The organism is uncultured Veillonella sp. (genome assembly GCF_915069625.1).
Classification (GTDB): Bacteria; Bacillota; Negativicutes; order Veillonellales; family Veillonellaceae; genus Veillonella.
On sequence record NZ_CAJZFD010000001.1, the window covers coordinates 17,372 to 31,343 of the forward strand.

General features: G+C 39.2%; 10 protein-coding genes and 1 pseudogene. All 11 read right to left on the reverse strand.

What is annotated here, in order from left to right; all coding sequences use genetic code 11:
• Window positions 1-11: 11 nt before the first annotated feature.
• A complete protein-coding gene (locus tag QZ548_RS00065; protein ID WP_005387253.1) occupies window positions 12-296 on the reverse strand; it encodes a biotin/lipoyl-containing protein in 285 nt (94 codons plus the stop codon).
• An 88-nt stretch (window positions 297-384) separates the two neighbouring features.
• Window positions 385-1,728, reverse strand: coding sequence for a phosphodiester glycosidase family protein (locus QZ548_RS00070; RefSeq protein ID WP_295867151.1), 1,344 nt, complete (start codon window positions 1,726-1,728; stop codon window positions 385-387).
• Window positions 1,729-1,945: 217 nt separating this feature from the next.
• Complete coding sequence (locus QZ548_RS00075) at window positions 1,946-3,331, reverse strand: rod shape-determining protein (RefSeq protein ID WP_227720993.1); 1,386 nt, start codon at window positions 3,329-3,331, stop codon at window positions 1,946-1,948.
• Entirely contained in the window at window positions 3,312-4,577 is a 1,266-nt protein-coding gene (gene murA / locus QZ548_RS00080; protein ID WP_105086170.1) for a UDP-N-acetylglucosamine 1-carboxyvinyltransferase, read from the reverse strand. The genes QZ548_RS00075 and murA overlap by 20 nt, the downstream gene beginning before the upstream one ends.
• Before the next feature lie 166 nt (window positions 4,578-4,743).
• Window positions 4,744-5,706, reverse strand: coding sequence for a class II fructose-bisphosphatase (gene glpX, locus QZ548_RS00085; RefSeq protein ID WP_005387249.1), 963 nt, complete (start codon window positions 5,704-5,706; stop codon window positions 4,744-4,746).
• 66 nt (window positions 5,707-5,772) lie between these two features.
• Complete coding sequence (gene fsa, locus QZ548_RS00090) at window positions 5,773-6,417, reverse strand: fructose-6-phosphate aldolase (protein WP_105090294.1); 645 nt, start codon at window positions 6,415-6,417, stop codon at window positions 5,773-5,775.
• A 13-nt stretch (window positions 6,418-6,430) separates the two neighbouring features.
• Window positions 6,431-7,711: a serine--tRNA ligase gene (gene serS, locus QZ548_RS00095; protein ID WP_295232225.1), complete on the reverse strand. Its 1,281-nt coding sequence runs from the start codon at window positions 7,709-7,711 to the stop codon at window positions 6,431-6,433.
• Between the two features lie 124 nt (window positions 7,712-7,835).
• Window positions 7,836-8,789 carry a cation diffusion facilitator family transporter gene (locus QZ548_RS00100; protein ID WP_295867153.1) on the reverse strand — a complete coding sequence of 318 codons (954 nt, stop codon included), beginning with the start codon at window positions 8,787-8,789 and terminating at the stop codon, window positions 7,836-7,838.
• 163 nt (window positions 8,790-8,952) lie between these two features.
• Window positions 8,953-10,242, reverse strand: coding sequence for a guanine deaminase (gene guaD, locus QZ548_RS00105; RefSeq protein WP_295867156.1), 1,290 nt, complete (start codon window positions 10,240-10,242; stop codon window positions 8,953-8,955).
• A gap of 140 nt (window positions 10,243-10,382) precedes the next feature.
• Window positions 10,383-12,557: pseudogene (gene speC / locus QZ548_RS00110) on the reverse strand (ornithine decarboxylase).
• Window positions 12,558-12,690: 133 nt separating this feature from the next.
• A partial coding sequence (gene lysS, locus QZ548_RS00115) for a lysine--tRNA ligase (protein ID WP_295867159.1) occupies window positions 12,691-13,972 on the reverse strand: 1,282 nt, incomplete at its 5' end.

The window sequence follows — 13,972 nt, forward strand, 5'->3', positions numbered from 1 at the left end:
CCTTCTCTCCTTTATTTACTTTCTACTGTGACAACGATTTGATCACGAGAAACGTCTGAGCCCACTGTAACATTAACCGCCGTTACAGTACCAGTTACAGTAGATTTAGCAGCAGCCATAGGGCCAGCCAATGTCTCTACAGTTACCAATGTTTGACCTTCTGTTACAGCAGAGCCAACAGAAACTGTAGAAGCAACTTTACCTGTTAATACACTTTGGTATGATACAGGGGCCGCCATTACAGAGCTAACACTTAAAATGCCTAAAGCAGCTAATGCCAACACTACTCTTTTCATAACGATCCCTCCTTTTACAAAATTAGTTATGTATTTATAGTATACTAAATTATTACTAATATTTCAAACAAAATTGTATGCAACGAATTCATTTTATAATTACAATATCCTCATAGGTCGTAGGATTTGAAGTCGCTTTATGAACGTATGTATCATTGACTACTAAATCAACACTACCTTGATTCGATAATTCAGCACCATCCACGACGCCTAGTTTGGATAATAGTTGAGCCCCTTCTTGTTGTGTAACCCCTACGGATTGAAGCCCAGCTTTATCAACAGTAAGAACCACCAAATTATGATCTTTAGTAGTTCCTATAAAACTACGAGCTTTATTATGGGTCCCATCAGCACCAACATAGTTACCATTTTTCAAAACCATAGTACCTGCTTGTAAAGCTGCTCCACCAGTGGTATTCACTTGTGCCAACTCCGGTCTATTTTGAATCGTAATCGGTGTGCCCACCTTTAATTTACGTAACGCATCCCTAGATTCTCCATGACCAGATAATACGTATTGGTTTTCTCCAATTTTAGAATTCCCTTTTTGACCACTAACCACCTTGCCATTAGCAACAGTCACTTCGTATCCAAAGTCATTAGTCTTTGTAGATGCCCCATACGCTGATGTATATAGAGTCAAAGCATTTTCTTTACGACTTGTATTAACAGAGGTAATCAGGAATGTATCTTTCTGTGTTTTAGCCTGTAGTAAAGGTCTTTTTTCTTCAATAAAATATCCACGATTTGGTGTATATCGCAAGGTGCCACGGTTAGAAATACGCTCTAAATCAATAGTTCCATTACTTGCTACCGAATAAGGGCGATCAAAACTACTACCTTTTACCTTTGCACCAATTATAGCAGTATGCGATTGAACTACAGATGATAAGGGTTTACCTTCCGAAACATGAGCGACCACCATAGATGAATCATTGTCCACAGATAATGCAAAGGCTTGGATTTTTCCTTCTGCTACAGTGTTATTAATCTTGCTATACGTAACAGATTTATTTACATCCTTTGTTGTTTGTTGAGCATAGCTAGAAAACAAATCAACTACAATACGCGATGGCTTCTCCAATGTAAATTCATGATGTTGTACATCCTTGTTAGCCGTCAATGTTACTTGCAAAGATCCATTAACAGGTTGTAAGCCAATGCCTTTTAAAACACCTGTTTTTGTATTATTTTGCGCTATAGGACCCGTCAATCCATTTGTAGTACCACCAAGGTTAAGTGTAAGGGCATGTGTGGACTCATTATAAGACTTAGTCCAAGATACAGGCATTTCAGATACATCCAATACAATTCGACTTGTGCCTTCATGATTAGATACACGTACGCCTGTTAAATTCCCAGCCTCAGCATAAGGTATGGTACTGCCTAGAAAACCTAAAACAGCAAAAGTCATATATAAATATCGTTTCATATACAATTCCTCTATAGCGACAAACCATATTAATAAGGTTTATTTTTATACATCAATTTTATGCAATATACTTTTACTATAGTATACATCATAAAGATGAAAATTACAAAAAGAGGGCACTAAAAAACGAAGTTACTATCTACAGTTATTCCAATCATCAATGGCCTAACTATAAATAGCAACTTCGTCAATTTACATAGTATGTCAATACAATATTTTATTGTAATTCATCCAAGGTATCACGCAATTGTGACATTTCATCAAGAGCTTTAGCAACCCCTTTGATAACAGCATATCGTGGAGACTCTACCAAATACGATGCAATACCTACAGAACGTGTAATAACACGATCTAACCCATCGATGAGAGCACCGCCACCGGTAAGAATGATGCCGTGATCATTAATAGCCGCTACAAGTTCTGGTGGCGTTTTTTCTAAAATAGATTTAATTCCTTCTAGAATATTCATCACTTGCGCCTCTAAGGCACGTTGAATTTCTAAGGAATTAACAGCAACCATCTTAGGTAGTCCAGAGCTTGCATCACGCCCTCTAACCTCTATAGTTCGCTCCTTAGCACGACGATCTACAGTCCCGACAGAAATCTTAATCTTTTCTGCTGTTAAAGGTCCAATAACAAGTCTCTTCTTACGACGGATGTAACGGATAATAGATTCATTGAAGGAATCTCCCCCAATGCGAAGGGATTCACTTACAACAACACCCGTATCACAAAGAACTGCAATATCCGTAGTACCGCCACCAACATCGACAACCATGGCCCCAACTTGGTCTGCATCATTGAGACCTGTCCCCATAGCTGCCGCCAATGGTTCCTCTATCAAGACAGTCTTCTTGGCCCCAGTTCTAAGCAAAGCTTCTAAAATGGCCCGTTTTTCAACAGGTGTAATCCCAGATGGTACACATACGATAATACGCGTTTTCATCAATCTAGAAGCAGGCACGACTGAACGAATAAAATACTTTAACATAAATTCGGTCATATCATAATCTGCAATAACACCTGCTTGAACAGGGCGAATAACAGATATGCCTTTAGGTGTACGTCCTATCATAGTACGTGCAGCTTCGCCTAAGGCAAGAATATCCCCTGTTTTATCATCTTTCGCAATATAAGCTGGCTCATCTAAGACTAAGCCCTTACCTTTAGCGAAAATAAGAATATTCGCAGTTCCTAAGTCGATGCCCAAGTCAAAGTTTAATGAACGATTTAATCGTCCCATTAAATCGCCCACCTGCTCCGGACGAACTAGGCGCTTCAAGGTCATAGCTGGTGTAGTTTTTGCAATAGCTACAGTCTCACGATTACGACGTTCCACACGGCGCATCTTCGTGACTCTAACCATGGCTTCACGCATATTGGAAGCTAAATGGCTAGCTTGCTTTGCTACGCCCTCAGAAAGCTTTGTGGACTTGCGTTTTGTCCTACGCAATGGCTTTCGATTAGTGCTAGTTTTAGCATTTTCAACCTTAGCAGCACCTAAGTTTTGTTGCTCGTTGTATAAAGCCGGCCCTTTTGAGCGCCGGCTTCGTTTCTTTTTATTCTGTTTTGGCTCTGTACTTTTATTCGTCAACCCGAACAATATCAGCACCTAACCTTTGCAATTTACCTACGAAATCATCATAACCACGATCGATATGATGTAAACGACCAACTTCTGTTCTACCTTCTGCAGTCAACGCAGCACAAACAAGAGCCGCACCTGCACGCAAGTCTGTAGCATTAACTACAGCACCATGTAAGCGTGGCATACCTTCTACAATCGCTTGACGATTGTCGATATCGATATGAGCACCCATTTTGCGAAGTTCAGCAACATGCATAAAGCGGTTTTCAAATACAGTCTCTGTTACTGTACTTGTGCCTTCAGCGATTGTAGTAAGCGCCATAAATTGAGCTTGCATATCTGTTGGGAAGCCTGGGTATGGTAACGTTTTGATATCAACAGCTTTGATACCTTTACCAGTACTGATAACGCGAATGCCATCAATTTCTTCCTCTACAGTAACGCCAGCTTCTTTTAATTTAGCTACTACTGGTTTTAAATGTTCAGGCAATGCATTTTCTACAAATACGTCACCACCAGCCATAGCAGCTGCAATCAAGTATGTACCAGCTTCGATACGGTCAGGAATAACCGTATGAATTGCACCATGTAATTGAGGCACACCTTCAATGCGAATTACATTAGTACCAGCACCGCGGATATTAGCGCCCATTGCATTTAAGAATGTCGCTAAATCAACGATTTCAGGTTCTTCCGCAGCATTTTCGATAACAGTTTTACCTTCCGCCATAGAAGCGGCCATAATTACATTTTCTGTAGCCCCTACACTTGGGAAATCCAAGTAGATTTGAGTGCCTTTAAGGCCTTCTGGAGCATGTGCATATACATAATCTTCAGTAATTTCAATTTTAGCACCTAACGCTTCGAAAGCTTTTAGGTGAAGATCAATAGGACGTGCACCGATAGCACAACCACCTGGCATGGAGATTTTAGCCTCCCCTTTACGCGCCAAAAGTGGACCCATTACAAGGAAAGATGCACGCATTTTGCGTACAAGCTCATAAGGAGCTTCCGTAGCAGTCAATGTAGATGCATCGAAGATAATTTCATCATCTGCTTTATTACGAGTAATTTTAACCCCCAAAGACTCGATAACTTGGCAAATTGTACCTACATCTTCCAAATTTGGAATTTCAAGTAATTTACTAGGCGTTGATGCTAGCAAAGTACCGGCAATAATAGGGAGTACCGCATTTTTAGCGCTACTAACACGTACACGGCCTTCCAACCGGTTGCCACCTTGAATGATTAGCTTTTCCAACAGAATTCCTCCTACACTTTTATATCGATCATCTTGTATGAACTACAAGACGTTGTATTTATAACGTCATATACTAAATGTTATTATACTATTTTTCGATATATCTCATCAAGAGAATGTGTGAAAATACTGCGAAAAAAAGCCCCTCATTTGAGGGGCTGAATTCTTATTTTGCTTTTAAGGATTTTAGCTTTTCATCCATATGTACTGTATCTAAGAAACGAACAGTACCAGTTTTAGAGCGCATTACGATAGTATGTGTACGCGCACCACCTGGGAAGTATTGAATAGCATTCAATAAATTACCGCGAGTAATAGCAGTAGCAGCAAAGATAACATCATCTGTACGAACTAAATCATCCAATGTAAGTACTTGATTTACATCGGTAATGCCCATTTCATGACAACGACGAATTTCTTCTTCTGTTTCTGGTTTCAAGCGTGCTTGCATATCGCCACCTACGCATTTCAAAGCGGCAGCAGCCAATACGCCTTCTGGTGCACCACCAGTACCAACAACCATGTGTACCCCAGAACCTTCGATACAACATTCCATAGCTGGGTTAACATCGCCATCAGAAATTAACATAATACGTGCACCAAGATCACGGGCTTCTTTCATCAAGCCATGATGACGTTCACGATCAAGCATAACAAGTGTAATTTCATCGACATTGCGATTCATTTTTGCAGCTACATTTTTGATGTTTTCAGTTAAAGATTTAGTAATATCGATGGCACCTGCACCACGAGGACCAACGCAAAGTTTTTCCATGTACATATCTGGTGCATGTAACAAGCCACCTTTTTCAGCAATAGCCATAACTGCAATCGCACCATTTTGGCCTTTTGCAATCAAGTTTGTGCCTTCAATAGGGTCAACTGCAATATCTACTTCTGGGCCACCAGCACCTACATGTTCACCAATGTAAAGCATAGGAGCTTCATCAATTTCACCTTCGCCGATAACAACTGTACCAGAAATACGAACAGAGTCAAATGCTTGACGCATTGCGTCTACAGCAAGACCATCCGCTGCATCCTTTTGACCGCGACCAAGTAAACGACCACTGCGTAAAGCAGCCGCTTCAACGACACGAGCAAATTCCAAAGATAATGTACGATCCATAATAGGCCTCCTTATAAGTCCTGTGTGTATTGTAATATGACTCTTACATTGAGCCGAATACTTAACTTATTGATTAGCTTGTTTCCAATCTGCCATAAATTTTTCAAGCCCTGCATCCGTCAATGGATGTTTCATAGCTTGCATAAGTACTTTGAATGGCACTGTTGCAATATGAGCACCGGCTTTAGCACATTGAATAATATGCAATGGCGTTCTCACACTAGCTGCAATAATTTCAGTTTCAATGCCATGAATAGCAAATATGTCTGCAATATCTTGAATTAATGTAAGGCCATCCATGCTAATATCATCAATGCGACCTACAAATGGACTCACATAGGTAGCACCTGCACGGGCTGCTAACAAGGCTTGATTGGCAGAGAAGATTAATGTTACATTTGTTTTAATGCCTTCTTTGCTCAACACGGCAACAGCTTTAAGACCTTCTGGAGTCATAGGCACTTTAATAACTACATTGGAGCCTAATTTTACAAGCTCATGAGCTTCAGCGATCATACCTTCTGCATCAGAAGCAATAACCTCTGCACTTACAGGACCTTCTACAAGATTTGCAATTTCAGAAATAACTTGTTTTAAATCGCGTTTAGCTTTCACGATAAGGGATGGGTTAGTAGTAACACCATCTATAAAGCCAAAAGCATACGCTTCTTTAATCTCATCAAATTCTGCGGTATCAATAAAGAACTTCATCAAATGCCCCCTCTTATTTTGCTGCCTTGATTACTTCTACGCCACCCATGTAAGGAACAAGTACCTTAGGAATTACAACAGAACCATCAGCTTGTTGGTAATTTTCCAAGATAGCTGCTACTGTACGGCCCACAGCAAGACCAGAGCCATTTAATGTATGAAGGAATTCTGGTTTACCTTTAGGTCCACGACGGAATTTAATATTTGCACGACGAGCTTGGAAATCAGTCATATTGGAGCAAGAGGAAATTTCTCTGTACTTGCCTTGAGCTGGCATCCATACCTCTACGTCATATGTTTTAGCAGAACCAAAGCCAATATCACCTGTACAAAGTGTAATGACACGGAATGGTAATTCCAATAAACGCAATACTTCTTCTGCATTATCAGTTAACTTTTCTAATTCTGCATAAGAATCTTCAGGTTTAGCTAATTTAACCATTTCAACTTTGTTGAATTGATGTTGACGGATAAGACCACGTGTATCACGACCTGCAGAACCAGCTTCAGCACGGAAGCACGCTGTAAATGCAGTATAGTATTTAGGCAATTCTTCTTCGCTCAAGATTTCACCGCTATGATAATTAGTTAATGTAACCTCTGCTGTAGGGATCAAGAAGTATTCAGTATCCTCTACATGGTACATATCTTCAGCAAACTTAGGCAATTGGCCAGTACCTGTCAATGTCTCACGAGTTACCATATATGGAGTCATCATTTCAGTGTAGCCTTGTTTATCTACATGAAGATCAACCATGAAGTTAATAAGAGCACGTTCTAAACGAGCACCTAAACCTTTATATACAGTGAAACGAGCACCACTCATTTTACCAGCGCGATTGAAATCAAGGATATCAAGATTTTCACCTAAATCCCAATGAGCTTGTACATCAAAGTCAAATTGACGTGGTTCGCCCCATTTACGTTGTTCCACATTTTCATCTTCATCAGCACCAACAGGAACAGATGCATCGCACATATTTGGCAACATCAACGCCGCATCACGTAATTTAGCTTCTACATCGCGAATACGGTTATCAAGCTCTGCAATATCATCGCCTACCTTTTTCATTTCTGCGATTTTATCATCCGCATTTTCTTTATTGCGTTTTAATTGGCTAATTTCTTCAGTTACGGAATTACGAAGAGCTTTTAACTCCTCTACTTTACCAATCAACTGACGACGTTCATCATAAGCGGATACAAAGGTTTCCAAATCGCCTTTCGTGTGACGATTATCTAAGTTTTGTTGCACTAAATCAATATTTTCACGGACAAATTTCAAGTCTAACATACTATAAACCTCATCTTCCAACTATGCTACGAACAATATATTCAATACGTTTAAGTATACCATATATTGGTGTATTTATCATTAAATTATAAGCTATCTACTAGATTTCTAATTAATTTTTATGCTATTCATCATCATCTTCTTCTAGTAAATAATCTTTAGCCATCCATTTTCGAGTGCCTGTGAAAGAAATGGTTACCCATTTTTCCGTTGGGTTCCCTCCGATTTCCTGATCAATTTCATTGCGAATCGCATCGATTTCAGCAATCGTTTGATATGGGAAGTTCTTGCGAACTAAAATATCAATTTCAATAATTCGAGTGTTGCCATATACTTGTACACTAGAAACGTAATCTTTGAAATTGTACTTTTTCATAAAGCGATCCATGATTTCTTGCACTTCATTATGCAATGAAGTTGGTGCCCATCCCAATACTTGTTTCACAGATGGGATGATAATACGGAACGCTGACGGTATCATCTGTACGGCCAATACAATAAGAACAATTGGGTCAATATACGCTGCCCAGTCAGCATATTCAGTTCCTTCTAACATGATTGCCACTACAAAACTGATTAAAATAGCTGCTTCCAGTAACGCATCAACATACCAACTCACATTATCAAATTTAATTAAGTTGGACTGTAAGCTCTTGTTAATCCGTCGTACATACAAGTAATAGATTGTATCAGCTACGGTAAAGAAGATGGCATAATAAATGGCTGGTCCAAAATCTACATGACGGCCGCCCGATATAAGATCTGTAATGCCACTAGATAGAGCGTAAATTACAATTAGTAATATAAAGAAGCCTTCTACAGCCAATACCAAAGGTTCAAACTGCCAATACCCAAATTGAAAGCGCTTACTCGTTTCACGGGCTATTAACTTGGCCGTCATGAGCATCATGATCTTAATAACAACATCGACAAAGGAAAATACGCCATCTAATAAGACTGCGCTAGATCCTGTAACAATCCCCATTATAGTGCCACTTACTGCTACAAGGGCCATTAGCCCTACGGATTGCATAAGTAACTTCTGTTCTATAGAGCGCCTTGCCCCTAATATATCCATCAAGTACCCCACTTTCTTAATTTATACATCTTTTTATTATACACCAAGGGCATTGATGCGCAACACGAGGTCAAAATAAAACAGGTAGCTTGCATGCTATACAAACTACCTGCTATGGATACTATGTAATTTTTTTATTTCCAACTTTAATACGGGTTAACTATTAACCTTGAAAACCTTGCGGATTCGGTAATACATGGCCCGCTACATAGCGCTCAACGATATGTCGATCATCACCAACATATAACCAACGCTCTAACCGCTCCTCTAAGGTGCGTTCATTCGGGTCAAATAGTGTTGTATCATCAATGATAAGGGCATCTAGGTCACAACCTTTTTCAAAGCTCCCCACCTTACCAAAGAACTTACCACCACCCTTCGTAGCCATATAGAAGGCTTCACTTAATGTGAGGGGCGCATAATTTGAATCTACTTCCACCCATTTCATTTTGGATAATCCAATGGCTTCTGTAAGAACCTTTGCCATTGATACCATATGACCACCAGAAATATCAGAGCCTAAACCAATTGGTATATTCCGTTTCATTAGCTTACGAATCGGTGCAATACCACTTGATAGGTTTACATTAGAATATGGACAATGAGATACCATAGTTTGTGTTTCAGCCATACGCTCCATTTCTACATCACTTAAATGAATGCAATGAGCCATTACCGTTGGCATCCGCCCCATTAATTTATGTTCATAATACACATCTGTATAATTTGGTGACTCCGGATGTAAAGATGCAACCCAATCGATTTCTCCGTGATTTTCAGATAAATGGGATTGTATTGGTACCTTGTACTCTTCGGCCAATTTACCTAGCCCAGACATTAACTCACTTGTACAGGATGGTACAAACCGAGGAGTAATTATAGGTTTTACTAAAGGACCAAATGAAACTGATGCTTCTACCCAGTCTTTCGTATCTACTAAGGATTGACTTGTTTCTTCAATCAAGAAATCTGGACTATTACGGTCCATATTGACCTTCCCTACATAGGCAGATAATCCAGCTTTTTGTAAAAGTTCCATCAACACTAATGTGCTCTCTTTATGGATAGTGCCGAACAATATGCTTCTAGTAGTCCCATTGCGCCATAAGTCTTGTACAAAGGCACCATATACTAGCCGTGCATAATCTAGATTACTAAACTTTGCCTCCTCAGGAAATGTATAGGTTTCTAACCAAGGTAAAAGTTCTTTATCCATCCCAAGGCCACGATTACAATACTGTGGAGCATGTGCATGTGTATCTACAAAGCCTGGAATAATGAGATTATCACCATAATCAGTAACCTCACAATCTGCATAGGCTGGTGGAATACTTTCACCACAATATACAACTACACCATCTACGGCAATGATATAGCCATGTTGAATCGATATAAATTCTGAAGGACGCGGTGTATATAAGATATTCCCTTTTAAAATAACTGTCGAATTCATATAACCTCCTCGCGTAATTAGAGCCCTAAAATGCTAAGCTCATATAACACGCTAGTTTTTTCTTTAATAGACTATGCTATATGATTCATAGTATATGCTATTTAAATAGCAAAGTGAATGATGAACGCCACAGTCATAATTTACATCTCATATTCTTTTTTCAATACATAGCCATATGCTTGTTTATGCCCATTCGATTGTTCAGTAATGTATACACCTTGTATTTCTGGCGCAAAGCCAGGCAACTGATTGATGCCTTCCTCTAAGGCTAAGAAGTAGTCACAAGCAGTCTTAGACCAACGCTCTCCAGGTTGCACGCATAATACACCAGGTGGGTACGGTAGAGCTCCTTCAAGAGCAATGCGACCTTCTGCCTCGCGTAGCGGTACTAATTCCCCCTTGTTACGTTGGAACTCAAAGTTTGCCTCCTGTGGATTCATGACATAGTCGGGGAAGTATTCATGGGAAAATAAGCGTTGTTGTAAGAGGCTTACATTTCTAGACTTATAAAAATCATGCATTTCTTGACATAGTTGACGAATACTATAACCTTTGTATGTATCTATATGACTATTGTAAATAGACGGTAACACTTCTTCCATCGGTGCATCCCGGTCTATGAGGTCTTCAAAGCGAACGAGTTCCTCCACGAGTGCATCCATCTTATGCTTAGATTCTGCTGGTGTCATAAGGAATAAGATCGTATTTAAATCACATTTTTCAGGAATGATTCGATTTTCCCGTAAATAATTAGCAAGAATATTAGCAGGAATACCAAACGCTTCATATTCTCCGGTCTCTACATTAATTCCTGGTGTAATCAACTGGAACTTACAAGGATCGATAAAATACTGCCCCTTACCATACCCTTTAAATGAATGCCACTTTGCTTCTGGTTCAAAGGCAAAATAATTTACATCTTCCGCCATGACTTGTGTATTTCCGTCTTCCCACTTTTTGCCATGCACTATCGGTGGTACTAATGGACGGAGATATTTGCATTGCTTCAACACAGCTTTACGAGCATCAATAGCAACTTCAACACACTCACGCCACAGGTTTTGTCCCAACTCACCTTCATGGATTTTAGCATTTACATCGAGAGAGGCAAATAAGGGGTAAAATGGCGAGGTTGACGCGTGCATCATAAAGGAGTTGTTAAAACGTTTATGATCTACATAACGGTCTTGCCCCTTTATATGACTATCCTTCTTATGAATTTGAGAGGTTTGAGAAAAACCTGCTTGTTGCTTATGTACCGATTGGGTTACTAAAATCCCAGGATCATTTGGACCTAACTCTAATAATAGGGGACTACAATCTTTCATCATAGGAATAAACTGTTCATATCCGACCCAAGCAGAGTCAAAGAAAATATAATCACAAAGATGACCAATTTTATCTACTACTTGACGCGCATTATAAATCGTACCATCATAGGTGCCTAATTGAATGACTGCCAGCCGAATAGGACGTTTAGCCTTTGCTTTTTCAGGAGATTTTTCACTGATGAGTTGGCGAATGTAACTTTCATCAAAGCAATGATCTAAAATACCGCCAATGGACCCAAAAGGATTGCGCGCTGTCTCAAGATATATAGGGGTAGCACCAGACATAACAAGACCACCATGGCAGATGGATTTATGATTATTACGATCATATAAGATAATATCGCCCGGTGTTAAAAGAGCATTAAGTACTACCTTATTCGCTGAAGATGTACCATTTAACACAAAATAGGTCTTGTCAGCATTATAGACTTTCGCAGCATGCGCTTGCGCATCATAAGCATAGCCTTCGTGAATTAAAAGATCCCCTAATTTTACATCCGCATTACAAAGGTCTGCTCTAAATATATTCTCCCCAAAGAAATTGTAAAAAGCGCGACCTGTAGGATGTTTATAGAAAAACTGACCACCTTGATGTCCTGGGCAATCAAATTGTGAATTTTGATCCCCTACATAATCAGATAAAGCCTTGAAAAATGGTGGTAAAATAGAATCTTCATAGCTTGCTACAAGCTTTTCTATCTCTGATTTGCAATCGTCCATATTTGTAGAGGCAAACTCTATAATGGATGCTATGCACTCCTTATAACAAGATAAATCCTTAGATTCATCAAATCTTAGGACAATAACAGGTATACCAAAGGTATGAATTTAATTATTATTGATAAGATCTAAGTCACAATCACCAATAACAACGGCACCGACATCTATAAAATCTGTATCACAAATAGGAACACATATACGACCCTCTAAAGAGCCAATTTTGGATTGTACAGAATCAGATAAAGCAACCTTTAAATGTTTCACAGCCTCCTCCTTTCGTAACTATGTATCACACTCGATATATACATCAACACATATGGAATAAAACATAGTATAAAAACATATAACAAATAAAAAGACTCCCTACTCAAAGAATAGGGAGCCTTTTAGTTTTAGATTATTCAGCTGCTTCTTCTTCAGCTTCAATATGCTTAGGAGCTTCTGGTTTCATCAATGGGAACAACAATACATCGCGGATGGATGCAGAGTCTGTTAAGAACATAACAAGACGGTCAATACCAACACCTAAACCAGCTGTTGGAGGTAAACCGTATTCAAGAGCTGTAACGAAGTCTTCATCCATACGGTGAGCTTCATCATCACCAGCTTCACGTTCTTTCAATTGATCCAAGAAACGTTGTTTTTGGTCGATTGGGTCATTTAACTCGGAGAAGCCATTTGCCAATTCACGGCCATAAATGAATGCTTCAAAACGTTCTGTAGCCAAAGGATTTTCACGACTTGCTTTAGCAAGTGGAGAAATTTCTTTTGGATGACCATATACGATAGTTGGTTGAATCAAGTTTTCTTCTACATAATCTTCGAAGCAAAGATTTAAGATTTTACCAATACCATCATTTTCTGTGTATTCTACATTTAAGCGATCTGCAATAGCACGAGCTTCTTCTACAGTTGTGACTGCATCAAAGTCTTCACCAGTGTATTTTTTTACACCTTCAGCCATTGTGATACGATTCCAAGGTGGAGTCAAATTGATTTCTGTACCTTGGTATGTAATTTCTTGTGTGCCGAGAACTTCTTGAGCACAGTAGGATACAAGGTTTTCTGTTAAGCGAATTGCATCTTCTACATCACCATAAGCTTGGTAGGATTCAATAGTAGTGAATTCTGGGTTATGACGGTTATCGATACCTTCGTTACGGAAACAACGGTTCATTTCGAATACGCGGTCCATACCACCAACGATCAAGCGTTTGAGGTACAATTCTGGTGCAATACGCATATAAATATCGATATCAAGCGCATTGTGGTGAGTGATGAATGGACGAGCCGCAGCACCACCAGGGATAGCATGCATCATTGGTGTTTCTACTTCCATAAAGCCATCACGCATCATGTATTCACGAATTTTAGCAACGATTTGAGAGCGTTTTACAAATGTATCACGCACTTCAGGATTTACAATCAAATCAACATAACGTTGACGGTAACGAAGTTCTGTATCCTTTAAACCATGCCATTTTTCTGGTAATGGACGTAAAGATTTGGATAACAAAGTTAATTTGTTAACTTTAATTGTAACTTCCCCTGTATGAGTTTTAAATACATGACCTTCAACACCGATAATATCACCGATATCAAGCATTTTTACGTATTTATAAGCATCTTCACCCAATACATCTTTACGGAAATATACTTGGATATCACCAGACAAATCG

Bases quoted from the DNA above. Each gene is read 5' to 3' on its own strand.
- serS (WP_295232225.1), bottom strand. From the start codon at position 7,711: ATGTTAGACTTGAAATTTGTCCGTGAAAATATTGATTTAGTGCAACAA.
- fsa (WP_105090294.1), bottom strand. From the start codon at position 6,417: ATGAAGTTCTTTATTGATACCGCAGAATTTGATGAGATTAAAGAAGCG.
- QZ548_RS00100 (WP_295867153.1), bottom strand. From the start codon at position 8,789: ATGGATATATTAGGGGCAAGGCGCTCTATAGAACAGAAGTTACTTATG.
- QZ548_RS00070 (WP_295867151.1), bottom strand. From the start codon at position 1,728: ATGAAACGATATTTATATATGACTTTTGCTGTTTTAGGTTTTCTAGGC.
- glpX (WP_005387249.1), bottom strand. From the start codon at position 5,706: ATGGATCGTACATTATCTTTGGAATTTGCTCGTGTCGTTGAAGCGGCT.
- guaD (WP_295867156.1), bottom strand. From the start codon at position 10,242: ATGAATTCGACAGTTATTTTAAAAGGGAATATCTTATATACACCGCGT.
- QZ548_RS00065 (WP_005387253.1), bottom strand. From the start codon at position 296: ATGAAAAGAGTAGTGTTGGCATTAGCTGCTTTAGGCATTTTAAGTGTT.